Annotated in this window: 18 protein-coding genes; 16 read left to right on the top strand and 2 right to left on the bottom strand. The window is 36.3% G+C overall.

Features of this window, described 5'->3' with window-relative positions:
- Positions 1–157 precede the first annotated feature (157 nt).
- Both SM124_RS20535 and SM124_RS20540 read left to right on the top strand, forming a co-directional pair.
- Complete coding sequence (locus tag SM124_RS20535; protein ID WP_322448397.1) at positions 158–1,069, top strand: DUF1002 domain-containing protein; 912 nt, start codon at positions 158–160, stop codon at positions 1,067–1,069.
- A gap of 88 nt (positions 1,070–1,157) precedes the next feature.
- A complete protein-coding gene (locus SM124_RS20540) occupies positions 1,158–1,874 on the top strand; it encodes a DUF3784 domain-containing protein (protein ID WP_322448398.1) in 717 nt (238 codons plus the stop codon).
- A 282-nt stretch (positions 1,875–2,156) separates the two neighbouring features.
- On the opposite strand, the gene SM124_RS20545 is transcribed toward SM124_RS20540, so the two are convergent.
- Positions 2,157–2,345: a hypothetical protein gene (locus tag SM124_RS20545; protein WP_322448399.1), complete on the bottom strand. Its 189-nt coding sequence runs from the start codon at positions 2,343–2,345 to the stop codon at positions 2,157–2,159.
- Positions 2,346–2,687: 342 nt separating this feature from the next.
- Here SM124_RS20545 and SM124_RS20550 point away from each other — a divergent pair, with 342 nt between their 5' ends.
- From SM124_RS20550 to SM124_RS20595, 10 genes are all read left to right on the top strand, one after another.
- Positions 2,688–3,131, top strand: a complete 444-nt coding sequence (locus SM124_RS20550) for a chemotaxis protein CheW (RefSeq protein WP_322448400.1) — start codon at positions 2,688–2,690, stop codon at positions 3,129–3,131.
- Between the two features lie 12 nt (positions 3,132–3,143).
- The gene (locus SM124_RS20555; RefSeq protein WP_322448401.1) at positions 3,144–5,690 is read left to right on the top strand and encodes a chemotaxis protein CheW; all 2,547 of its coding nucleotides are present in this window, start codon (positions 3,144–3,146) and stop codon (positions 5,688–5,690) included.
- A gap of 21 nt (positions 5,691–5,711) precedes the next feature.
- The gene (locus tag SM124_RS20560) at positions 5,712–9,431 is read left to right on the top strand and encodes a methyl-accepting chemotaxis protein (protein ID WP_322448402.1); all 3,720 of its coding nucleotides are present in this window, start codon (positions 5,712–5,714) and stop codon (positions 9,429–9,431) included.
- Positions 9,432–9,559: 128 nt separating this feature from the next.
- On the top strand, positions 9,560–10,336 hold the full coding sequence (locus SM124_RS20565; RefSeq protein WP_322448403.1) for a CheR family methyltransferase: 777 nt from the start codon (positions 9,560–9,562) through the stop codon (positions 10,334–10,336).
- A 3-nt stretch (positions 10,337–10,339) separates the two neighbouring features.
- A complete protein-coding gene (locus SM124_RS20570; protein WP_322448404.1) occupies positions 10,340–11,389 on the top strand; it encodes a protein-glutamate methylesterase/protein-glutamine glutaminase in 1,050 nt (349 codons plus the stop codon).
- Positions 11,390–11,434: 45 nt separating this feature from the next.
- Complete coding sequence (locus SM124_RS20575) at positions 11,435–11,821, top strand: ATP-binding protein (protein WP_322448405.1); 387 nt, start codon at positions 11,435–11,437, stop codon at positions 11,819–11,821.
- Positions 11,822–11,823: 2 nt separating this feature from the next.
- A complete protein-coding gene (locus SM124_RS20580; RefSeq protein ID WP_322448406.1) occupies positions 11,824–12,162 on the top strand; it encodes an STAS domain-containing protein in 339 nt (112 codons plus the stop codon).
- Positions 12,163–12,218: 56 nt separating this feature from the next.
- Positions 12,219–13,916, top strand: a complete 1,698-nt coding sequence (locus tag SM124_RS20585; protein ID WP_322448407.1) for a SpoIIE family protein phosphatase — start codon at positions 12,219–12,221, stop codon at positions 13,914–13,916.
- Between the two features lie 89 nt (positions 13,917–14,005).
- Positions 14,006–16,150 carry a bifunctional diguanylate cyclase/phosphodiesterase gene (locus tag SM124_RS20590; RefSeq protein WP_322448408.1) on the top strand — a complete coding sequence of 715 codons (2,145 nt, stop codon included), beginning with the start codon at positions 14,006–14,008 and terminating at the stop codon, positions 16,148–16,150.
- Positions 16,151–16,275: 125 nt separating this feature from the next.
- Positions 16,276–18,276: a response regulator transcription factor gene (locus SM124_RS20595; RefSeq protein ID WP_322448409.1), complete on the top strand. Its 2,001-nt coding sequence runs from the start codon at positions 16,276–16,278 to the stop codon at positions 18,274–18,276.
- Between the two features lie 50 nt (positions 18,277–18,326).
- Here the strand turns inward: SM124_RS20595 and SM124_RS20600 are convergent, their stop codons facing one another.
- Positions 18,327–18,608, bottom strand: coding sequence for an alpha/beta-type small acid-soluble spore protein (locus SM124_RS20600; RefSeq protein WP_322448410.1), 282 nt, complete (start codon positions 18,606–18,608; stop codon positions 18,327–18,329).
- A gap of 139 nt (positions 18,609–18,747) precedes the next feature.
- Here SM124_RS20600 and SM124_RS20605 point away from each other — a divergent pair, with 139 nt between their 5' ends.
- From SM124_RS20605 to SM124_RS20620, 4 genes are all read left to right on the top strand, one after another.
- The gene (locus SM124_RS20605; protein ID WP_322448411.1) at positions 18,748–19,263 is read left to right on the top strand and encodes a hypothetical protein; all 516 of its coding nucleotides are present in this window, start codon (positions 18,748–18,750) and stop codon (positions 19,261–19,263) included.
- 370 nt (positions 19,264–19,633) lie between these two features.
- Positions 19,634–21,613: an excinuclease ABC subunit UvrB gene (uvrB, locus tag SM124_RS20610; RefSeq protein WP_322448412.1), complete on the top strand. Its 1,980-nt coding sequence runs from the start codon at positions 19,634–19,636 to the stop codon at positions 21,611–21,613.
- Between the two features lie 7 nt (positions 21,614–21,620).
- A complete protein-coding gene (gene uvrA / locus SM124_RS20615; protein WP_322448413.1) occupies positions 21,621–24,494 on the top strand; it encodes an excinuclease ABC subunit UvrA in 2,874 nt (957 codons plus the stop codon).
- 121 nt (positions 24,495–24,615) lie between these two features.
- The gene (locus SM124_RS20620) at positions 24,616–24,936 is read left to right on the top strand and encodes a magnetosome magnetite crystal formation protein family (RefSeq protein ID WP_322448414.1); all 321 of its coding nucleotides are present in this window, start codon (positions 24,616–24,618) and stop codon (positions 24,934–24,936) included.
- Positions 24,937–24,948 lie beyond the last annotated feature (12 nt).

A 24,948-nucleotide genomic window follows, 5' to 3' on the forward strand; every position in this document is an offset into this window, starting at 1 on the left:
GTGCTTACCTATTTTTTATTAAAAGTGAACAAACTAATACCAATATTAAACAACCATACTTGTCCTAATTATTTTTCAAATTGAAACTAAAATGCTAAAAACTTCGTATATATTATATAGGCTATTTTTTATACACCATACAAAGGAGATTTCTAACATGAAGATAATAAAATGGTTTGCAGCCATCGCAGTATTCATCCTAGCTTTAAATCTCAGCGTGACAGCATTTGCCTCCAATGACAACAAAGATGAAGAAGAAACCATAAATGAAAAATATGGACTTCCGGTTGTAGTATATGGTGCGGCTCTAAGTCCAGCACAAAAAGAAGAAGTTAGAAAGCTCTTAGGAGTCACTGACCCAAGCAAAGTGAGAGAGATTACGGTTACTGGCGAAGATCTTGTTTACTACATCAAGGGAGACCGACATTCTAACATGTATTCCTCAGCTAAAATTACACGTGAGGATAACGGTCAAGGACTCATCATCAAACAAGTCACTCCACAAAACATTACAGAAGTAACAGACGAAATGTACGCCAATGCTCTTTTAACAGCAGGAGTCAAAGATGCAGTAGTTGAAGTCGCTTCACCTGTAAAAGTAACCGGGCACTCGGCTCTAGTGGGAATCTACAAAGCGTATGATGAAGGGGAAGGCTCCTTAAATAAAGAGCACACAGAAGTAGCAAACGAAGAACTAAGCTTAGCAACCGAATTAGCTAAAAAAGAAGGTCTAGATCAAGACAAAGTAAGTGAACTCTTAACAGAAATTAAAAAGGAAATCGCAGAACAAAATCCAGCAACAAAAGAAGAAATCCAACAAATCATTGATGAAAAACTAAAGACTCTAGAAATTAAGTTGAGTCCGGAAGACCGACAGTTATTAATCGACCTTTTTGAAAAAATGCGCAGCTTAAACATTAACTTTGAAAACGTACAATCTCAATTAAAGGATTTATCTGACGACATCCAAAAACGTATTGAAGAAGCCGTTGGAGACAAAGGATTCCTTCAAGCAGTATCAGACTTTTTCCAAAAAATTATAGATGCAATTAAAGGATTATTTTCATAAAAGCAGGGGATTCAGCCTCTGCTTTATTTTATGATAATTGTAACTTTTTCCCTACATAATCCGTAATACAATGTAAGGGGTGAAAAACATGCTATTAGCCATTAATATTTTTATTAGTGTACTATTCATTGCATTAGCTTACTTAATTGAAAAAAAGAAAATCTATGATCTTCTTTCAAATTTTAATAACCGGTCAAAGGAAGAACAACAAGAATTAATACAGAATGGATACCCTCAAAGAGTGGGGAAAATGCTTAAATACATTGGTATAGTCCTACTGCTCCTTACTATTCTTAACATTGCTAAGGTTCCTTTTTCCATTGAAATCTATTTCAGCTTTTTAATGCTAAGTTTGTTTGGAGGGATGATTTACCTCTCTAAATTTGAAGTAAAGGGAAAAAGAAAGAGAAGCTACTGGATCACGTCAATCATTGCGGTAGTCTCTATCACTTCCATTGTGATATTATTTTTAATCGGTTATAAGGAACACGATGTCATTATTAAAGCTGAGACATTTGAGATTACTGGCATGTACGGAGATAAGTGGAGACTAGAGGAAATCAAAGAAGTAACTCTATTAAACGAATATCCTCAAATTAAAACAAAATTAAGTGGCTTTGGAACCGAACAACTAGCAAAGGGTTCCTTCCGGCTAGAAGAACTAGGAAGAGGGAAACTGTTTATTTATAAAAATCAGAAGCCATATATTTTGATTAAACTTAATAAACAATATGTTATCTTAAATTCCAAAAACCCAGTAAAAACAGAGCTATGGTATGAACAATTGAAAGGGAATAGCGAATAAGGGCGTCCAATAAGTCCCTATCTTAGTTTAAAAATACTACTTGAAAGTTCCATCTTTATATTGAGCACTCTGTTGATTGGAGTGGAAGGCGCGAAGACTCCTGCGGGAGCAGCGGGACAGGTGAGACCCCACAGGAGCTTGCGACGAGGAGGCTCACCGCCCGCCCCGCGGAAAGCGAAGCGCCTGGAACGGAAATCAACAGACCTATTTTAAGAGGCTAAAACAAAAAAAAATAAGGCTTTCCTCAAAGTCATTTATTAGAGTGACTTTGAGGAAAGCCTTTTATTTTTGCGAAACAAAAATACTAACAGATTGCTTCTGAATTCTTATATCCTCGTATTGGTAACGAGCATCCCCGTGCTGGGCTACACCCGTATGAAGTAATTGTGAAATAACATTAGAAGGTTGTGTAATATTCAATGGAACCGTACCATTGCTTTTTTTGACATATAAATTTACCTCAATGCCCATCTCTATTCCCTCTTTATAAAATAATAATTAACTATGTAACTACCATTATTATACCGAAAAACACTATATAATAATACTATTTTTTTCCAAGTACTTTAACGTTTTACTAGAATACATTCCTATATGAATTCGACCTCTAAAAGCAAAATTAAGACTGCCTTCCTATTGAGTAACATATCTATGGTCCTAGTGGAGAAGTAGGTAATTAATACTACTAAATACTACCAAATAAATAGGAATAGTTTCTAATACCTAAAAATATAAAAATCTAGCAATATAGAGTTATAAAGTTCAGTACTGACTACAGTAGCTTAATTTACGCTCAAAGGAGGCGTTCATATTTTGACAATTGCTGCGGTCAATAAAACCACACAGTTTGTTGTATTTTCTGTGAATCATCAACATTATTCTCTATCAATTGAAGAAGTAGTGGAAATTCTAAGAGTTCCGATGATTACAGGCATTCCTGGTATTAATGAAATGATAGAAGGTGTAATTAATTTAAGAGGAAGTATTATTCCTGTCATCAGTATTCATAGGCGTTTTCAGCTACCGACACAAACGAAGCATAAAAGGAATCGGATTGTTATTGTTCAAGGGAAGGTTGAGAACATTGGCATTATGGTTGATGAAGTAAAGATGGTGACCAAGTTTGATTTGGACCATGTTGAACCGCCTCCAGGTTTAAAAATAGAAGAGGAAATATTCACTGGTTTTGCGAAACTTGATGGTCAAGTAATCGGAATCCTAAACCTTGAAAAAGTCCTTTACGACCAACTAGGTTAGGGGGAAACAAGGATGAAAGACTTTGATTTGTCTGCCTATCTTGGTGTGTTTCTAGATGAGGTAGACGAGCAACTACAAATACTAGATTCACAGATTTTAGAATTAGAAAAAGACCCAAAACGTATAGATACAATTCAAAATATATTCCGGGCCGCACATACTTTAAAGGGTTCATCCGCTTCTATGGGTTTTGAGCAAATGAAAGAGTTTACTCATCATCTAGAAAGTATTTTTGAACTCATTAGAAGTTCTCGGTTAAATGTAACTTCAGAATTAATTAATGTCATTTTTGAGAGTATTGATTTTATAAAAGAGTTAAAGCAAGCAATCGTAAATGGTACTTTAGAGACCATTGATATTACAGCACATGTAAATAAACTAAGCGCCTTTAAAAATAGTGAGGGGCAAAAAGAAAAAACGATACATGCAGAACCACATGTGGTTTCCAATCCAAAGCATCCGCTAGATGAATTTCAAAAAAATATTATTCAATCAGCAATGTTAATTGGACATCACGCACTTGAAATTACCATTAGGATTGTTGAAAGTGCCATTATGAAAAATGTTCGTGCACTATTAATACACAATAACCTAAAAGAAGCGGGAGAAATCGTAGCGACCTACCCATCTGTTGAAGTCATGGAAAGCGATGAAAATTTTGACGACGAATTATGCTTCGTTCTCGTCACGACGCAAACGAAACAAGAAGTTATGCACATCATTAACCAAATATCAGATATAAGGTCAGTAAGCATTAATGATCTGACTGGTGTTGAGCACGAAGAAAAAGAGATGTTGGAAACAACTGTAGTCTCTCAAACTAGTCAACCTCAGACGGGGACTTCTAAAGCGAAAGTAAATCCGACAGTCAGGGTAGATGTAGATAAGCTCGAGCATTTAATGAATCTCGTTGGCGAGTTAGTGATTGACCAAACGAGATTAGTAGATGTAAGAAGCCGATTAACAGGGCTGCAATCTAGAAGTGAAGAAGATATTGATATTCTCGATGAAGTAACGAACCATTTGAGCCGCGTCATTACAGAGCTTCAAGAAGGCATGATGAAAACGAGGATGCTTCCAATTGAACAGCTTTTCAACCGCTTTCCACGAATGGTTCGTGATACAGCTCAAAAAGCGAACAAAGATATCAATTTTATCATGCAAGGAAAAGAAACCGAACTGGACCGCACACTTATTGAGGAAATAAGTGATCCTATTATCCATCTTCTAAGAAACTCTATTGATCACGGAGTAGAAAGTCCAGAAGAACGTAAAGCTTTAGGGAAGCCGAAAAAAGGAAGAATTGAACTTCGAGCCGCCCATGAAGAGAATCATATCGTCATTTCTATTTCAGATGACGGAAGAGGGATTGATCCTCAAAAAGTAAAAGAATCTGCCATTAGGAAACAACTAATTACAGAAGAAGATGCAAATAAGATGGCTGAGAGAGATTTGATTTACCTGATTTTTAAATCTGGTTTTTCTACAGCTGAGAAAGTGACGGATGTTTCTGGCCGTGGAGTAGGAATGGATATTGTCCGCTCTCATATTGAAAAATTAAACGGGATCATTGATATTGATACGGCTGTAGGAGCAGGGACTACTTTTACCATTAAACTACCATTAACGTTAGCTATCATTCGTTCCCTTCTCGTTAAGTTTGGTTCAAAAACATTTGCTATTCCATTGGTCAATGTGCTGGAAATTATTCGTTTAAATAAAGAAGAAATTCAAATGGTTAAAGACAAAGAAGTTGGATTAGTCCGCGGGAGGGTACTTCCACTTGTTCGAATGAAAGAACGCCTTGGTATTCAAGAAGAAGGGCCTGGTCGCGAGAAGAAACGTGAATTTGTCATTGTTGTAGGAATAGCCGATAAACGGATTGGGTTAATTGCTGACAAAACTTTAGGAAACCAAGAAATTGTTATTAAATCTCTAGGCTCCTATATCGGATCTCCACCATACATAACAGGTGCAACGATTATGGGGGATGGCAGTGTAGCTTTAATACTCGATGTTTCTAGAGTGGTTAGAGAAGAAGGAACTCAAGATGACGAGAACTTAGATAACAATCGTAAAAAGGAATTAGAAGATGAAGGTCAGTTTGTAACCTTTAAGTTAGATAAAGAAGAGTATGGAATAGATATCGGTCGTGCAAAAGATATCGTTTCTGTTCCAACAATTGTAAAAGTAGTTAATTCTCCAAAGGATTTACTCGGACTAATTAATTTGAGAGGAACGATGTTACCTGTCATTGATTTGCGTGAAAGGTTCAACCTGCCACAAAAAGCACAGACAAAGTCTTCAAGAATTATTGTAGTTGAGGAAGCTCATCAAGATATTGGAATTTTAGTAGATGAGGTAACAGAAGTATTGAAAACAGGTAGTAATACGATTGAAAAACCACCTGCCCACAATCAGTATAATCAGTCCAAATTTATTAAAGGTATAAGCAAACTAGGAAATCGAGTCGTTATTTTACTAGAGTTTGATGAAGTATTAAGTACGATTAATACAGAACAGCTAAAAGAACATCTTAACGAAACAGTAACTATATAAGCCCATTAGGAGGTTTTAAATATGAGTTTTTTTAAAAAATCAAAATTAAATCTTGAAGAGTTTTCCCAATCAACGAATCGTTTAGAGGATCATATATTAGAACTTTCGGAGAGCTTAAGACAAATAACAACAGGGTCTGATCAGCAAGCCTCTTCTCTTGAAACAACCGTAGCCATGATGACAAATTTATCTACATCTATTAGTGGTGTTGTAAAAAATGCAGAATCTCTCAAAGATATGACGGGAGAATCTTTCAAGATATTAGAGAGAATTTTAAGTTCTATCAAAGACGTGGATGGCAATGTAACAAGCAGTTCCTCTTCCATTGAAGAAATTGCAGCTGCTATGGAAGAAATGGAAAGCCAAATTAAGGGTGTAGCTAAAAATGCCAAAGATTTATCGGGATTAGCTCAAGGGGCTTCACACTCAATACAAGAGATGGCAGCATCCATTTTGCAAGTTTCAGGTAACTCTGAGAGCACAACTAAGTCAGTTGAAGATGTATCTGTAGCAGTTGAAAGAATGAGTCAATCGATTAAAGGTGTGGCCGAGAATGCAGAAAGCTTAACCTCTTCTGCTAAGAGTGTCACAGATGCAATTCAAGAAATTGCCGCTTCTATCGAGCAAATGGCAGCTAACTCTGGTAGGACCTCACAATCTGTAGAACAGATTGCTGCTGCTATTGAAGAACTAGCCGCATCGGTCAAAGGTGTAACAAGAAACGCAGAAAGTATTACTATATCTGCAAGTGAAACGTTGAGTGCTAGCCAGGAATTAGCTGCATCAATTGAACAAGTAGCAGGTAATGCAAAAAGTACCTCTGGTTCAATTGAAGAAATCTCTGTATCAATTGAAGAGTTAGCCGCATCGATTGAACAGGTGGCTGGCAACACGGAAAGTTTAACTCGTTCTGCTAAGGAAACAAACGATGGAGTTCAAGAATTAGCCATCTCCATTGAACAAGTGGCAGGGAATGCGGGGAGTACAACGGCTTCCGTAGAGGAAGTTTCAGCAGCAATTGAAGAAATGGGAAGCCAAGTAAAAGGTGTGGCAAACAACGCGGAAGTATTAGCAGTTTCTGTTGAAGAAACAAGCTCGGCAATAGGGAAAATGGCCGTATCGATTGAACAAGTGGCAGGGAATGCGGAGAGCACAGCAAGCTCGGTTGAACAAATTTCCGCATCCATTGAACAGATGGGCAAATCCATTAAAGGTGTAGCTGGGAACGCGGAAAGTCTAGCATTATCTGCTAGGGAAACGAATGGCTCCATCCAAGAGATGGCAACCTCTATTGAACAAGTTTCTGGGAATGCTCGTAACACAGCTATGTCGGTAGAAGAAGTATCTGCTGCGATTGAAGAAATGGGAAGCCAGGTAAAAGGTGTAGCCGGGAATGCGGAAAGCTTGAATCAATCAGTAGTAGAAACAGCCTCTTCTATTCAAGAATTGGCAGCATCGGTACAACAAGTAGCGGGGAATGCCCAGAATGTAGCAAGTTCGGTCGAACAAGTATCCGCTTCAATCGAACAAATGGGTAAGTCTATTAAAAGTGTTTCAGTCAACGCAGAAAGTTTAACTGATTCTGCTAAAGAAACAAACGAATCCATTCAGGAAATTGCTGCTTCGATTGAACAAGTAGCTGGAAATGCAGAAAACGTAAACAAATTAACTAATAAGGTAGCAGATGATGCGCAAAATGGAAAAGAGGCTGTATTAAGTTCTGTTGATGGCATGAAGGAGATTGGTACGGTAGTCCAACAAGCATCAACGGTTATGCAAAGTCTAGGAAAAAGCTCTGATGAAATTGGCAGTATTATTGAAGTTATTGACGATATTGCAGAACAAACTAATCTACTCGCTTTAAACGCAGCCATTGAAGCAGCAAGAGCTGGTGAGCACGGGAAGGGTTTTAGTGTAGTAGCAGATGAAGTGAGAAAGCTTGCTGAAAGAACGGCTTCTGCAACAAAAGAGATTGCTACGTTAATTAAAGGAATTCAAGGGGAAACATCGGATGCGATTAAAGCAATCGAAATAGGACAACAAAAAGTAGACCAAGGGTCTAAACTATCAGATCGCGCAAGTGAAGCAATTGAAAAAATCGTTACAGGTGTAGAAAATATCACAACTGAGATTGCCCAAATTACAACAGCTACTACTCAGCAAGCAAAACAGGCTCAAGAAATTGTTAAGTCAGTTGAAAACGTAACCATGCAATCAGAATTAGTTACAAAAGCAACGGTTGAGCAAACAGAAGGTGTTCAAGAAATTATCAGTGGTGTAATAAATGCGAGAAACCAAGTCCGCCAAATAACAGATGCAACGGCTGAACAAGCGAAGCAAGCTCAGCATATTGTACGCTCAGTTGAAAATATGACAAGTCAAACAGAGCAAGTTACGCAAGCGGTAAAAGAACAGGCTGCTGGTGTGGAGGAAATTATTAAAGGCGTAACAAATGCACGCGAGCAGGTGCGACAAATTACAGTAGCAACTGAGGAACAGGCGAGACAAGCACAATCTGTTGTCCATTCAATGGTAAATGTAACGACACAGGCAGAGATTGTTACAGAAGCAACAAAAGAACAAACATTAGCTGCAGAGGAAATTATAAGAGGCGTGGCAAGTGCAAAAGAACAAGTAAGACAAGTAACTGTAGCTATGGAAGAGCAAGCAAACCAAGCTCAAGGAATTACTAAAGAAATCCACAGTATGGTTGATCAAACAGGTCAAGTTACTGAGTCCATGAGGGAACAAGCTGCTGGTGTAGAAGATATAATTAAGAGTGTCATTAATGCCCGTGAACAAGTTCGACAAATAACATCAGCGACAGAGCAGCAAAAAATTCAAGCTCAAGATGCTGTAAAAGCAATGGCAATTGTAACGAACCAAGCGGAGCAAGTCACTCAAGCAACACTAGAACAAAAAGAAAATGCGAAAGAAATCATTAGTGGCGTTATCAATGCCCGTGAGCAAGCAAGACAAATTACTGTTGCGACAGAAGAACAATCAAGACAAGCACAGGAAATGGTTAAAGCAGTAGAAAATGTTACATCCCAATCAAGTCAAGTAACAGAAGCGGTAAAAGAACAAGCAGCGAATGTAGAAGAAATTATGGCTGGTATTTTGGAATCACGTGAGCAGTTGAAGCAAATGGCTGTGTCTTCTGTGGAGCAAGCAAAACAAGCTGAATCGATTGTTGCGTCTGTTGGAAATGTTACTGACCAAGCAGAGTTGGTTGCACAAGCAACAAAAGAACAAGCCATAGGTGTTGAAGGGATAGTAAAGGATATTCAAAATGCTAAAGAGCAAATGCTACAAATCACTCAATCGGTAGCAGAGCAAACAAAGCAAGCAGAATCAATTGTAAATATCGTAAGTGAGGTTACAACACAAGCAGAAATTGTGACTCAATCTACAGTAGAACAAACATCGGCTGTGGAGGAAATAGTAGTAGGTGTTGTAAATATTCGAAATCAAATGGTGAATGTAACAAACTCTACAAGAGGGCTAGCAGCTGAAACTGATAAGGTGGTTGAGTTAATTAAAAAGGTTACTAGTCAATCAGCTGAAGTAACAGAAGCAACGAAGGTTCAAGCAAGCGAAGTCACTAGTCTAGAACGTGCAGTAAGAGAAACACAAGGCTTAGCGAGCAAAAATGTAAGAGGTTTAGATAAAATCGCAAAAGTTTCTTCTGACATTCAAACACAAAATAACCAAATAAGAAGAACACTTCAGGTTAGATAATGCAAGTGATATAGAATGAGTAGAAATAAACCGTTGATGCGACTAACATCAGCGGTTTTCCTTAAAGTTCTAATTCTTAAGCTTTGTATACGAAAACAGCCCAAGATCAAAGTAAGGAGATAAGAAACGTGGATAATATTTCATTAAAGCAATTAAGTCAAATCGTTTATTATTATTGCGGCTTAAACTATGTAAATAATTTAAGCTCGTTAGAAGTTAAGATTTCAAAGAGATTACAAGACTTAAATCTGTCTATATGGGAGTACATTCGGTTGTTAGAGGAATCTAAAAGTGAATGGGACCAATTAGTAGAATTGCTAACGATTAATGAAACGTATTTTTACAGAGAAGAAAAGCAATTGACCGTTTTGCGGGATTATATTTTACCTCAGCATCATCAACCCTTAAAGATTTGGAGTGCTGCTTGCTCAACAGGGGAGGAACCCTATTCATTGGCAATAGTTCTCAGTCAATCAGATGTAAAAGGTCAGGTTACTGGTACCGATATTAATAAAAGAGTTTTAGAGGCAGCTAGTAACGGAGTTTATAATAAACGTTCCTTATCGTTTAGAAGAATACCACCACAATGGTTATCTACTTATTTCGATGAGAGTGAAAACGAGTACAGTGTTAAAGAGTCTATAAAAGAGTTAGTCGAATTTAAGTATCTAAATTTACTAGATGAAAAAAGTATGCAAAACCAACAGAATTACGATGTTATTTTCTGTAGAAACGTACTCATCTATTTTGATGCTGAAACGGTAGAAAAAGTCGTACGGTATTTTTACCACTCTCTAAAAAAAGGTGGCTATTTATTTTTAGGACATGCTGAGAACATCTCCAATTTAAATATCGGTTTTGAAACATTAAATACACAAGGAACCTTTTACTATAGGAAGGGGTAAAGCATGGAACCTAGAATTGGCGTCTTAATTGTTGACGATTCCGCCTATATGAGAAAGCTTGTTTCCTCTATCATTGAGGACAGCCCTGAAATGTATGTTATAGGAAAAGCAAGAAATGGCTTAGACGCACTTGAAAAAATAAAAAAGTTAAAACCTGATGTAGTCACTTTAGATATAGAAATGCCAGAAATGGATGGGTTAGTAACATTGGATTATTTAATGGAAGAATGTCCGGTTCCAGTGGTTATGCTTAGTAATGGAATAGATTCCACTTTAGAGGCCTTCGAGCGGGGAGCCGTTGACTTTGTAATGAAGGAAAACTTACTTAATAATAGTCAGGAAGATATCATTATTGATTTTCATAAAAGAGTTTTATTAGCGGCAAATGCCAGAATACCTAAGAGAAAACGTGTTAAAGTTTCAAATGAAGTGGTAGAACCAGTAGAGCCGAACCATTTAAAAATAAAAAACTATATGAAAGATTTAGTCATTATTGGTAGTTCCACAGGTGGTCCTTCCGCATTACAAACCATCTTGACACAATTTCCAAAGAGTTTTAATATTCCTATTCTCGTCATTCAGCATATGCCACCTGGTTTTACAAAACCATTATCGGAGAGATTTGACAAGCTTTGTGAGTTGCATGTGAAGGAAGCTGAGCATAACGAAATCTTGAAGGCAGGCACCATTTACATCGCACCAGCTGGTTTGCAAACGACGGTGCAAAAAAATGACCAGGACGGGTACAAAGTTAGATTGAAAATTACGGCTCCTATCGAAACATTATACAAACCATCTGTTGATGTGGCCTTATTGTCTATTGCCACTACATGTAAAGAGAAACTACTTTCTGTCATATTAACTGGTATGGGTGATGACGGATTACGCGGGTGTCATGCTGTAAAGGCAGCTGGTGGAACGGTTTTAGGTGAATCTGAAGAGTCTTGTGTAGTCTATGGCATGCCAAAAGTGGTATTCGAGGCTGGACTTGTAGATAAACAAGCTCCCATTGATCAAATGTATGATGAAATTATGAAATATCTATCTTTATAAAATCAAAAGAGAAATCTGTGGATTTGAAAGGGGGAGTGATTATTAATGTGTTTCTTTAGGAAACTCAAAACAATAGATGATATATACAATGCGATGAATCATACAGAGAAATTAGCTTTACAAAAAGATTATCCCCCAAATATTGTGATGAAACTTCGACTTGTTACAGAGGAAGCATGTACGAACGCTTACGAATATTGTAAATCAAAAGGGTATAAATCGTTATTTATAAAATGGGCGGTCACATCTAAAACATTTGAAATATTTGTTCGACATAAGGGAGAATTGTTTGAAATAACTAAGGACGATCAAATCAATACCAGTTTACGTGGGCGTGGGATTACATTAATTACGAATATAATGGACCAAGTTGAATTGAGAGAAGAAAATAACTATGTGGAACTTTACATGATGAAGGAAATGGGTGAATAAAGGTGCTGATTATTGAAATGGATAGCATGGATATTTTACAAGTAAACCAAGAAATAACCATAAAAAATGTAGAACAATTCAAAGTAAATCTAGAAAGTCTATTAGAATCTACTCAGAAAAGATATTTAATTCTCGATTTAGAAAAAGTAACTTACCTTAATAGTTCTGCACTTGGCTGTATTGCTGATACAGCAATGAAAGCGAAGAAAGTTAATAAAGAGTTAGTTGTGGCAGGAATAAAACCACCTATCGATGAGATTTTTCACATTGTAAAATTTGAATTTTTTATGGAGCTCTTTAAATCTAAAGAAGAAGCGGTCGAGTATTTTTCCTCAAAATAATAGACAAAATTAGAACTCTCCGTTAAGTTCTTTCAAAAATTTAGAGGGGGTTTCATATGGAATTACTTAAGGAAAGTACTTTTAAACCAATTATATATATATTATTTATTATTTATTTAAGCTCTGAAATCCTCACTCTTTATTTTATAGGAGAGATTTATCACTTCCTTGACAAAGTAGGAATTTACTCACAATTAGGGAAAGTGGCTATTTTAATTTTTATTTATTTGTTATTACGTTTCCCACTTGGTTTTATATTAAATGACCAATATAAGAAACTAAATCAGTATTCAAAAGATATGAAGATTAGTTATGAGAGATATCAGACTCTGTTTAGAAATCCCTTAAATATTGTTTATATTGTCAACATGGATGGGGTTGTAGTTGATATCAACTCTGCAACTACAACCATTCTTGGTTATTTACCCAAGGAAGTAATTGGTCAGCATTTTAATATGTTTCTTGAAAGTCAAAGGAAAGATATAAGGAATAAATTTCATAATGAAAACCTTCAAATTGATTCTGAATCTTTTATTGCTAAGGAAAGAATCAAACATAAGAATGGGAAGATTATTGATATGGAGGTATTATCTATCCCTTATACAGATGAAAAAGGAGACATTGTTGGATTAATTGGTGTAGCAAAAGATATCACAAAAGAAAGTAACTATTCCAAAAAACTTGAAGATTTAAGTCAAAGGTATAAATGTCTTTTTGAAAAAAATCCTCACTATGCATGTATGTTTAATAAGGATGGATTTGTAGAAGAAGTCAATAACAAAATGATAGAAGACTTTGGTACGAATATGATCGGTAGTCACTATATCGATTTATTGTCCAAAAATGATTTACATAGAGCCCTACATGATTTTGAATCTGTTAGAAATGGTGAGGTTATTCAAGGAATCTATCAAGTTGTTGATAAAAAGGGTATGCATTTAAAAGTGGATTTAAAAAGTATTCCTATTTTTGTTAATAACCATCTAGAAGGAAAATTTGTTATCGCAAGAGATATTACGGAAAAAGACCGTTTAGAACAAGTCATCAACAGTGACCTAGATTTAGCTAAAGTCTTGCAAGAGAGTGTACTAAGTAAGCCAATACGCGATAAAAATATCCATATATCTGGACACTATATTGCGGCTAAACATATCGGTGGAGATATGTACGCTTGGTATAAACTTGATGAGAATCGATTCGGAATTATCATATTAGATGTAATGGGGCATGGTGTTTCTTCAGCCTTGATTTCTATGTCTATTCGCTCATTATTAGAGGGAATTATAACGAAAACCAAAGAACCCGAACTAGTGATTCAAAGACTAAATCAACATATGTATCAACTTTTTACGAAGAATATAGACTCTATTCGATTTTTTACTGCGCTTTACCTAGTAGTAGACACGCAAAAGAAAGAAATAGAGTATGTCAATGCTGGACATCCTTCAGGAATAGTAATTAGTAAAAATAATATTCTTTTAGAATCCACTTGTACTCCACTTGGGATTCTAGAGAACCAAAAACCGAAAGTTAAAAAGCTACCATATGAAAGCGGATCTAAAATTCTCTTATTTACGGATGGATTTCTTGAATACTATCATGACCTATCTATAAATGAAGCGATTTTAGAGGTAGCTAGCACTTATAAAGGAAATCAGCACCTAACGAGTGAAGAACTTGTTCTTGAAGCTCTTAAAAATGGGGAAGTGACTAAAGGTCAAGATGATGTTTCCTTCGTAAAAATAGAGTTATAATTCTAATATTTAAAAGGACTGTTTTCCCAGATTTAAGCATGTAAGGAGCAATTCAATTTTGAAAAAGCCTTTAGAAATGAGGGAGGGGAATGAACCCTATTACTGTATTAGAAAGTTCCAACATGCCATTTAGTAACAGTAGACCCCTAGTTCCTTCGTTTACATTTAAACTCGATTTTCATGGCCAAATACAAGAGGCGGATCTAGATGGGAAGTGGGCTGGAAAAGACATCTCTTCCATTATTTATGTTAAAGATCAAGAGATGTTTATGCTTGTTTGGAACAATTGTCAGAAAGGCTTAGATGATATTCAGTGGGAGTTTCGATTGTTAATCAATGAGATGACTCTGTGGGTTAGGGGGATTATCAGAAGAGTCAACTCATATAACCCATATTTTGAATTAACGTGTTATGATATTACATTTGAAAAAACAAAAGAAATTTTATTAAAGGGTCAGCAAGAGGTGTTAAAATCCATTACTTCCGCTCCTAATATCACCAAGTCACTTTCTGAAATTGCTGAATTGGTTGAAAGACTTTATCCTCATGCTTACTGTTCCATTCACTTAGTAGACAAAATGAATAACCAGTTAAAACTAGGAGCAAGTCCAAGACTTCCTTTATCTTTAAATAAAATAGCGGGAAGGCTTTACAATAAAACTTACAGTTCAATTATTCAAATAAAAAAATTATTAATCATTGAAGACATAAATAAGCTTTTTAAGATTGATTCACAAGGACTAAAATCTTGTTGGGTCTTCCCTATTTTTTCAAATACAAATCAAATGTTAGGGGTTATTAGTCTATACTTTTTAAAGGTTTCTTTCCCCTCAAAACAAGATGAAGAACTTATAAAAGATTGTGCCCATATTGCTTCTCTAGCAATTGAGAGGTATGTAAAAGAAAAAGAATTAAGGCAAATGGCTTATTATGATCAATTAACATCTCTGCCGAATCGGTCTTATTTAGTTTCACTTATTAATCAAGAAATTTCAGAGCAACTTTCTGATCGCTTATTCACAGTTTTATTTATTGATTGTGACCGATTTAAAATATTAAACGATACATTTGGCTATCAAAACGGAGATCGTATTTTACAAGATATCGCTAGAGAGCTTAGAGACATTCTTGGACAGGACGAATTGCTTTCTAGAATTGGTGGGGATGAATTTGTTGTTTTTTTTAATCAGCAAATTGGTAATCCAAAACTATCTGAAAAAATAAGTTCCATTACCGAGGTTTTTAAAAGACCATGGAAGGTAAATGGACAAGAATTTTATCTGACTGCTAGTTTTGGCTTAGCTGGTTATCCACATGATGGATATGATGGTGAGGTTTTAATCAAAAATGCCGAGTTAGCATGTAGAGAAGCAAAACGAGAAGGTAGAAACTATATTAGATATTATTGTGAAGATTTAAGTAATCCTAGACCGAATCAATTATCGCTAGAAAATGATCTCTATTATGCATTAGAAAGAAAAGAGATGCAGTTATTTTACCAACCTCAAGTAAACGTAAGGACTGGAAAAATCATAGGTGCAGAAGCATTATTGCGGTGGAAGCATCCTAAATATGGTTATCTATCACCTGCTGATTTTATACCTTTAATGGAAGAAACAGGACTGATTATCCCAATAGGAGAATGGTTGATACGAGAAGCTTGTAATCAATTATATGCTTGGTCTAGTAAGGGGTTAGAAGAATTAAGTATTTCAGTGAATATTTCACCTGTGCAGTTTAAATCGGATATATTGGTTGGAACCGTTAACGAAGCAATTGCTTCATCAAAGATTAACCCATCACAATTTAAAATTGAAATCACTGAAAATATGCTAGTCCATAGTATTGAAGAAACAACTAGAATATTAGATCAATTGAAACATATTGGTATAGGTGTATCCATTGACGATTTTGGGAAAGGCTATTCGTCTTTAAATTATTTAAAGAAGTTTCCTATTCAAACGATTAAAATTGATCGAGCGTTTGTAAAAGAAATAGAACAAGATCATTATGATCAAGTCATTGTTAAAGCCATAATCCAAATGGGAAAATCTTTAAATATTAACTTGATTGCTGAAGGTACTGAGACGAAACAGCAAATAGAATATTTAAGGAACTCGGGGTGCGAAACGGTTCAAGGTTTCTATTTTAGTAAGCCAGTACCACCAAAAGTGTTTGAAGAGCTGTATGATACATGGAATGAACTTGCGAGCAAGTGGCTTTATAAGAACTAATAAGGCTGTCAATTTGTGTAGGTTTGTTTTCCTACTAGGCAGCCTTATATTGGATGATATTACCTGAAAAGGTATGGGGAATGTATCCGATATTAAACATAGAGACTGATTTTGAGGTGCTTCATATGATTGAAAATAAAAATATATTGGATGATCTGTTGGAGACATATTCCTCTTTTATAAAGATTCCAATTTGTCTAGTTAGTTCTTCAGGAAAGATTTTAACTAAAACGGTTATTTCTCAAGCAGTAGGAATGGATAACATCCTTTCCTTAGTAAAATTAATAAAAAAACCAGTTATTTCATCTTTAGCAGATGACTCTAAAATTAACTTAAATAATAATATGGTTATCTCCCCCCTTATTCAAATTGAGCCAGAACCATGCTTTTTATTAGTAGGTCCTTTTGAAAATGAAAATAGTGTGAATAATCATTTAGGTAACGATGAAAAAAATTCCTTCCTATTAAAGAAGATTGATAAATTACACTATTTAATAAGCAACCTATTAATAGAACAAGAGAACCAATTCTTTCGGTTAAAAGCAGAAGACATGGCTAAACTGTTCTCTTTTGATAAGGAAGAAGATGAGACAGTCCATTGTTTCTTTAAGTGGATGCTTCAGTCTAATGAGGTTGATTTTATGGGTTTCGCCAAAAAGACTCATAATGACCGCTTTAATATTGAGATTACATACGGAGAAATAGAACAAACACTTCAACATCAATCCTTCTTTATCGGGGAAGGGTTGTTAGGGCAAACTGCAGCAATGGAAAAAGGAATGCACTGGAGTAACATAGGGAACTCTTATCGACTAGATTATTTTCATCGATTAGGAATCTATCCTAGCCATCTTTTTGCCTATCCAGTAAAAAGGAGAGGAAATGTTGTTGGACTGATTTTTGGTGGAAGGTTAAAGGAGCAACCTATAAAGGATATGATTACTGAAGCAGTTCAATATTTTACTCACTTTCTATCAGAAAAGACAGAAGTTCTTGAACTGACTAAAAAAGCAAATCTACATAATCAAAACTATTATCAGTTGCTGGATGTTATGGATATTTGTCTTCATTCACAAGAACCAAGAAATCTATTATATAAAGCACTTGATGTATTAACGAATATGAGTAAAGGAAAATACGTTAGTTACACTTTGAACAATGGAGAACACGGATTTCGAGGGAATGAAAATAACGAATTAATGCTTAATCATCGCTCTCTTGTTGATCAATTCATGGGTCAATCAAAGGAACAGCCTAGCCTTAGCTTCTCAACTTATGAACATATCTTTATCGAACGGGAAGGCAGCGTATTTGGAATTATCTCTGTAGAATGTATAGATACGGATCATGTAGAATGTAAGCCTCTTGTTCAATTATTATCAAAATTACTAAATTTAAAATATAACCAAACAAAGTACCACGACTCGAGTGATGAAGAGACGATTCAAGTCATGCATGAGAGTTTAAGGGAATGGAATTACATAGAGTATCAAACTACATTAAAAGCAATCGAGCTTTGTAAATTATTTAGTGAAGTTTTAGCTTTGAACAACGAAAAAAAGGAAGAACTAATAGGGGTATGTAAAATCATCCCTTATTCTCTAAACTATCTTAAAGGTAACGAAAAATTAAAAGGGAAATTACCGTTACTAACTGAATATCACAAGGCTGTTACTGAGGGCATGAGTCGTTCGTCAACGAAAGAATGTAAACTGCTTACTCTAATTTTACTATTGGTAAAAGGGGAGAGGTTACAAACTAGCCTTGAATATATAGAGATTGAGGTAGGGATAAAGGAAAAGTTAGAAAATGCATATCTACAATTTACGAAGACGTATAACGGAAACGAACCTTCTCGATCTAAAAATATAGACATTAACATCAATAATGAAGATATTGAAAAAATACGCGATGTTAAAAGTGTGATTAAGCAGCTCCCTTTAACAACACGAGAGCAAGAAGTTCTACATTTAGTTCTAGAGGGATTGAATAATCAAGAAGTGGCAGACCTATTAATAATTAGTGTACATACCGTAAAAAACCACATCACCAATATTTTTAGAAAACTAAATGTCACAGACCGAGTACAGGCTATGGCGAAGATTTATCGGATAAAGTATGAATAAAATCTTTTGAAATAGGAGCTTCCTAAACCAGCAGGAGGCTCCTTTTCTTGTCATTGGTTATTATTCTTTAACCGTTCTTGAGCCATTCGAACAAGCTCTTTTACCATACTTCCGCCAATTTGGCCTCCAACTTTACCGGCTTGATGGGAAGTTAAATGCCCATTGTATCCCTTTTTAAGAGGGACATTCACCTCTTCCGCCACTTCAAACTTTACATCATTGGGATTCTCTATATCGGCATCATAGCCTTGTTTTTTCATGACAGTTGCTTTTAGTTGGTCCAATGCTGGTTGTGACCCAGGAACAAGCGGACGACGTCTTCTTCTAGCCATAATAAGCACCTCTTATGTTTTTTAAAAGAACAATGGTTTTATACTTAATATGGTCCTTACAAAAAATATGTTGTATAGAAAATATTTCCTAATTATAATAGAAAAGCAATGAAATGTTTGAGATTTTTGGGGGACTAATATGCAAGAAAAAAAGCCAATTTGGCCGTACGTATATTTAATTTTATCAGTCATATTCTTTCTGAAATTTGGACTACCATTTCTCATGTTAGTGCTTTTTAGTTTGGATAATGGTTTATTCTCTCTATTATTTTATCTAGGATTTGGTGGAGTCATCCTATACTTCTGGTGGAAGTATTTTAGAAAAGCTCTAGCAGAAATAAAAGGGAGTAAAAATAATAATCAAGACCTTGTAGTTTATGAAGATGAAGCGATCCAAGAGGAAATAAAAAGCGAGCAAAGTAAAAATCAAAAAAGCTGGATCATGATTATCCTCATTGGTCTTATTGCTGTTACATTAGGACCGGGCATTATATTTCTACCGATTCTTCCACTCTTCTTAGCAGCCATGTCGACCGATTCAGGAAACACACCAGGCTATGTGCCACTCCTCATACTAGTCGTTGGGTACACGATTATTGGTGGAATCTTTTATGGAATTTGGAGAGTATTTAAAAGCTTACGTAAGTCTGCATAGGGAATGCAAAAAAACTGTCGAAAGGGAATCGACAGTTTTTTTATAGTGAATGATTGATAAACTAAGCTTAAAAGAGTTTTAATCAAACGTTTGTTTAAAACTCTTATCCGTCTGTTTGTGTCGAGAATTGAAAGTGGATGATAATACGCTATTCTAAAAATAAAAAAAACGAATATTTGTTCGTAAATGATTGGTTTGTTTTTACTAGTTTGTGGTAGAATGAATGATGTGAATAGAGAATCAGCTTCCACTTTGGTTTCTAGGCAAAATTCGTGCTGATTTCAATATCAATGGGCATCTTAACATATATCATTGTGCGTTCTTTGTGAAATTCGAACAGATTTGAATTATTGAACAGGAGGCTTTTTTTGTGAAAGACCAATTTGAATTAGTCTCAAAATATTCGCCTCAAGGAGATCAGCCGGAAGCGATTAGAAAAATAGTTGAAGGAATTAATCAAGGGAAAAGACACCAAACATTATTAGGGGCAACGGGTACAGGTAAAACGTTTACAATATCTAACGTAATAAAAGAAGTGAACCGTCCCACTTTAATTATTGCCCATAATAAAACCCTTGCTGGACAGCTTTACAGTGAGTTTAAAGAGTTTTTCCCGAATAATGCGGTTGAGTACTTTGTTAGTTATTATGATTACTATCAACCAGAAGCGTATGTACCACAAACCGATACATTTATAGAGAAAGACGCAAGTATTAATGATGAAATTGATAAATTGAGACACTCGGCGACTTCTTCCTTATTTGAGAGGAAAGACGTCATTATTATCGCCAGTGTTTCTTGTATATATGGTTTAGGGTCTCCAGAAGAATACCGAGATCTAGTATTGTCTTTACGAACAGGGATGGAGATTGAGCGCAATCAACTTTTACATCGATTAGTAGATATTCAATATGAAAGAAATGATATTAACTTTCAGCGCGGAACATTCCGTGTACGTGGAGATGTCGTGGAGATTTTTCCTGCCTCTAAAGATGAACACTGTCTTCGTGTAGAGTTTTTTGGAGATGAAATTGATCGAATTCGTGAAGTGGATGCCTTAACGGGTGAAATCATGGGTGAACGTGATCATGTAGCCATCTTCCCAGCATCTCACTTCGTAACCCGTGAAGAAAAGATGAGAGTTGCGATTGAAAATATAGAAAAAGAGTTAGAAGAACGTTTAGAAGAAATGCGTGAGAATGGCAAGTTGCTAGAAGCTCAGCGCCTTGAGCAGAGAACTCGTTATGATTTAGAAATGATGAGAGAAATGGGCTTCTGTTCAGGAATTGAAAACTACTCCCGTCATTTAACATTAAGGCCACCAGGATCTACACCATATACGTTACTAGATTACTTCCCAGAAGACTTACTGATTGTCATTGATGAGTCCCATGTTACTCTCCCGCAGATTCGTGGGATGTATAACGGAGACCAAGCTCGAAAACAAGTCCTAGTTGACCACGGTTTCCGATTACCATCAGCTATGGATAATCGTCCATTAACCTTTCCAGAGTTCGAAAAGCATATTAATCAAATTGTGTACGTATCAGCTACACCCGGACCTTATGAGATTGAACATACTCCAGAAATGGTTCAACAAATTATCCGTCCGACTGGATTACTTGATCCAACGATTGATGTTCGTCCGATTGAAGGTCAGATTGATGATCTAATAGGAGAGATAAACGAGCGGATTAAAAGAAATGAGCGCGTCCTTATCACTACATTAACGAAAAAAATGTCTGAGGATCTAACTGACTACTTAAAAGAGATTGGGATTAAAGTACAATACTTGCATTCAGAAGTTAAGACGTTAGAGCGGATTGAGATTATTCGTGAGCTTCGTCTAGGAAAGTATGATGTACTTGTAGGAATCAACCTGTTAAGAGAAGGATTAGATATTCCAGAAGTATCATTAGTCGCTATTCTTGATGCAGATAAAGAAGGATTTTTACGTTCCGAGCGTTCACTCATTCAGACGATTGGTCGTGCCGCTCGTAATTCGAGTGGTCACGTAATCATGTATGCGGATAAAATGACGAATTCAATGGAGCTAGCTATCAGCGAAACGAAGCGACGCCGTGCTATTCAAGAGGAATATAACGAAAAGCATGGTGTAACTCCGACAACGATTCAAAAGGCTATTCGTGACGTTATTCGAGCCACGCATGCTGCTGAAGAACAGGAAGACTACCAACCAGTTGCTAAGCTGAATAAGTTGACGAAGAAAGAACGCGAAAAGATGATAGAAGATATGGAAAAAGAAATGAAGGAAGCGGCAAAAGCACTCAACTTCGAGCGTGCTGCTGAACTGCGCGACCTTTTACTAGAGTTAAAAGCGGAAGGATGACGAGACAATGGCAATGGATAAATTAATTGTAAAAGGTGCCAGAGCTCATAACTTAAAAAATATTGATGTCACGATTCCAAGGGATAAGCTTGTTGTATTAACGGGACTTTCCGGATCCGGGAAGTCTTCCTTAGCTTTTGACACTATATACGCTGAAGGCCAAAGAAGATATGTTGAATCTTTATCTGCGTATGCTCGTCAATTTTTAGGTCAAATGGACAAACCGGATGTAGATGCGATTGAAGGATTATCTCCAGCCATATCCATTGATCAAAAAACAACAAGTCGAAACCCTCGTTCAACAGTTGGTACTGTGACGGAGATTTATGATTATTTGAGGTTACTTTTTGCAAGGGTAGGGAAACCAACCTGTCCTAATCACAATATAGAAATCGCTTCGCAAACGATTGAACAAATGGTCGACCGTATTCTTGAATACCCGGAAAGAACAAAACTGCAGGTTTTAGCCCCTATTGTCTCAGGAAGAAAAGGAAGCCACGTTAAAGTCCTTGAGGATATTAAAAAGCAAGGTTTTGTACGTGTCAGAGTTGATGGAGAAATGTATGACTTAGGGGATGAAATTGAGCTAGAGAAAAATAAAAAGCATTCTATCGAAGTTGTAATAGACCGTATTGTGGTCAAAGAGGGAATCAGCCCCCGTCTAGCAGACTCGTTAGAAACGGCACTTAAGTTAGGAGAAGGTAAAGTCATCATTGATGTGATTGGTGAAGAAGAGCTTCTATTTAGTGAACACCATGCTTGCCCTCTTTGTGGCTTCTCGATTAGTGAGTTAGAGCCAAGGATGTTTTCTTTTAACAGTCCATTTGGGGCTTGTCCAGATTGTGATGGTTTAGGTTCTAAACTGGATGTAGATGTAGATTTAGTCATCCCAAATAAAGATTTGTCTTTAAAACAGCATGCCATTGCCCCTTGGGAACCAACAAGCTCTCAATACTACCCACAACTGTTAGAAGCAGTATGTAATCATTATGGAATAGATATGGATTTACCAATAAAGGATATTCCTAATCATCTTTTAGAAAAAGTATTATATGGATCGCCTGTTGACTCTATATACTTCCGTTATGAAAATGATTTTGGACAAATTCGCGAGAACTATATCCACTTTGAAGGGGTTATCCGAAACATTGAGCGCCGTTACAAAGAAACAAGCTCAGATTATATTCGTGAGCAAATGGAAAAATATATGGCTCAACATCATTGTCCAACTTGTAAGGGGAACAGACTGAAGAAAGAAAGTCTTGCGGTTCTCATTGCTGGTGAGCATATTGGAAAAGTAACGTCTTTCTCGATTCAAGATGCCTTCCGATTTTTCACCGAGCTTTCTTTATCGGAAAAAGATATGAAGATTGCTAATCTTATTTTCCGCGAAATTAAAGAAAGATTAGGTTTTTTAATTAATGTCGGTTTAGATTATTTAACATTAAACCGGGCAGCTGGAACCTTGTCTGGTGGGGAAGCACAACGGATTCGTTTAGCCACTCAAATTGGCTCACGTTTAACAGGAGTACTATATATTCTCGATGAGCCTTCCATCGGTCTTCACCAGCGAGATAATGACCGTCTCATTGATACGTTGAAAAATATGCGTGAAATTGGGAATACACTCATTGTCGTTGAGCATGACGAAGATACGATGATGGCAGCTGATTACTTAATTGATGTTGGTCCTGGTGCAGGTGTTCACGGAGGACAAATTGTATCAGCTGGAACACCAGAAGAGGTTATGAACGATCCTAACTCCTTAACTGGCCAGTACTTGTCAGGGAAAAAGTTTATTCCACTCCCATTAGAGCGACGTAAAAGTGATGGACGTATGATAGAAATTAAAGGTGCACGGGAAAATAACTTACAAAATGTAAGCGTGAAGTTTCCGCTTGGTACGTTTATTTCGGTTACAGGAGTGTCTGGATCAGGAAAAAGTACACTGATTAATGAGATATTGCATAAAACTCTTGCCCAAAAGCTTCACCATGCAAAAAGCAAACCGGGTGAACATAAAGAAATTAAAGGGATAGAGTATTTAGATAAGGTAATTGATATTGATCAATCACCAATCGGTCGAACTCCTCGATCAAATCCAGCAACCTACACGGGTGTATTTGATGATATTCGTGATGTGTATGCGACAACAAATGAAGCAAAAGTCCGTGGGTACAAAAAAGGACGTTTTTCCTTTAATGTAAAAGGTGGCCGTTGTGAAGCATGTCGTGGAGATGGAATCATTAAGATTGAGATGCATTTTTTACCGGATGTGTACGTTCCTTGTGAGGTCTGTCATGGGAAACGCTATAATCGTGAAACGTTAGAAGTGAAATATAAAGGGAAGAACATTTCTGAAATTCTTGATATGACCGTTGAAGATGCTCTAGAATTTTTTGAGAATATCCCTAAAATTAAGAGGAAGCTTCAAACGATCCTTGATGTTGGTTTAGGCTATATTACTCTTGGTCAACCAGCTACCACTCTTTCCGGTGGTGAGGCCCAGCGTGTTAAACTGGCATCAGAATTACATCGTCGTTCAACAGGCCGCTCTCTTTATATTTTGGACGAGCCAACAACGGGACTGCATGTTGATGATATTTCGAGATTGCTAGTCGTTTTACAGCGTTTAGTTGAAAATGGAGATACGGTGTTAGTCATTGAACATAATTTAGATGTAATCAAAGCGACTGACTATATTGTTGACCTTGGCCCTGAAGGTGGAGATAAAGGTGGAACCATTATCGCTTATGGAACTCCAGAAGTAGTTGCTGAGGCAAAAGGTTCGTATACAGGGAAATATTTAAAACCTATTCTTGAACGGGACCGCTTAAGAATGCAAAAGCAAATAGAAGAAGCTAGTGTCACGAATGCTTAAAGATGGAGGACAATGCCAAAGGGGTGTTGTCTTCTTTTTATTAGTCAATTCTTCTGAAACTTTTTCCAATTTCTAACGTAAATTAAGTCAACAAAGTTCATTAAAAAGGAGGAAGACTTTTATGGAAACGAATAAAATATTATCCGCATTAAGTTACTTTAGTATCTTTTTTGCCGGAATTGTTTTTCCGTTAATTGTCTTGCTTGTTTCAGAAGATAAACGAGTGAAGGAACATGCGAAAAGCGCATTATTATCTCACTTCATCCCATTAATACCGGTTCCGTTTCTGATATTCGCTGGAGTTACAGGTGCCATCCAAGGAACGACAGAAATGCCTATTTTTCTGGCAGTTGGAGTTGTTGTTACGATTATTTTAAGTTTAGTTGTAACGATTTGGAATATTGTTAAAGGAGTCAAAGTATTAAGTAAAGAAAGTATATAGAAAAGAATATTA

The organism is Robertmurraya mangrovi (assembly GCF_034427655.1).
Taxonomy (GTDB): Bacteria; Bacillota; Bacilli; order Bacillales; family Cytobacillaceae; genus Robertmurraya_A; species Robertmurraya_A mangrovi.

Bases quoted from the DNA above. Each gene is read 5' to 3' on its own strand.
- SM124_RS20535 (WP_322448397.1), top strand. From the start codon at position 158: ATGAAGATAATAAAATGGTTTGCAGCCATCGCAGTATTCATCCTAGCT.
- SM124_RS20540 (WP_322448398.1), top strand. From the start codon at position 1,158: ATGCTATTAGCCATTAATATTTTTATTAGTGTACTATTCATTGCATTA.
- SM124_RS20545 (WP_322448399.1), bottom strand. From the start codon at position 2,345: ATGGGCATTGAGGTAAATTTATATGTCAAAAAAAGCAATGGTACGGTT.
- SM124_RS20555 (WP_322448401.1), top strand. From the start codon at position 3,144: ATGAAAGACTTTGATTTGTCTGCCTATCTTGGTGTGTTTCTAGATGAG.
- SM124_RS20560 (WP_322448402.1), top strand. From the start codon at position 5,712: ATGAGTTTTTTTAAAAAATCAAAATTAAATCTTGAAGAGTTTTCCCAA.
- SM124_RS20570 (WP_322448404.1), top strand. From the start codon at position 10,340: ATGGAACCTAGAATTGGCGTCTTAATTGTTGACGATTCCGCCTATATG.
- SM124_RS20575 (WP_322448405.1), top strand. From the start codon at position 11,435: ATGTGTTTCTTTAGGAAACTCAAAACAATAGATGATATATACAATGCG.
- SM124_RS20585 (WP_322448407.1), top strand. From the start codon at position 12,219: ATGGAATTACTTAAGGAAAGTACTTTTAAACCAATTATATATATATTA.
- SM124_RS20590 (WP_322448408.1), top strand. From the start codon at position 14,006: ATGAACCCTATTACTGTATTAGAAAGTTCCAACATGCCATTTAGTAAC.
- SM124_RS20595 (WP_322448409.1), top strand. From the start codon at position 16,276: ATGATTGAAAATAAAAATATATTGGATGATCTGTTGGAGACATATTCC.
- SM124_RS20600 (WP_322448410.1), bottom strand. From the start codon at position 18,608: ATGGCTAGAAGAAGACGTCGTCCGCTTGTTCCTGGGTCACAACCAGCA.
- SM124_RS20605 (WP_322448411.1), top strand. From the start codon at position 18,748: ATGCAAGAAAAAAAGCCAATTTGGCCGTACGTATATTTAATTTTATCA.
- uvrA (WP_322448413.1), top strand. From the start codon at position 21,621: ATGGCAATGGATAAATTAATTGTAAAAGGTGCCAGAGCTCATAACTTA.
- SM124_RS20620 (WP_322448414.1), top strand. From the start codon at position 24,616: ATGGAAACGAATAAAATATTATCCGCATTAAGTTACTTTAGTATCTTT.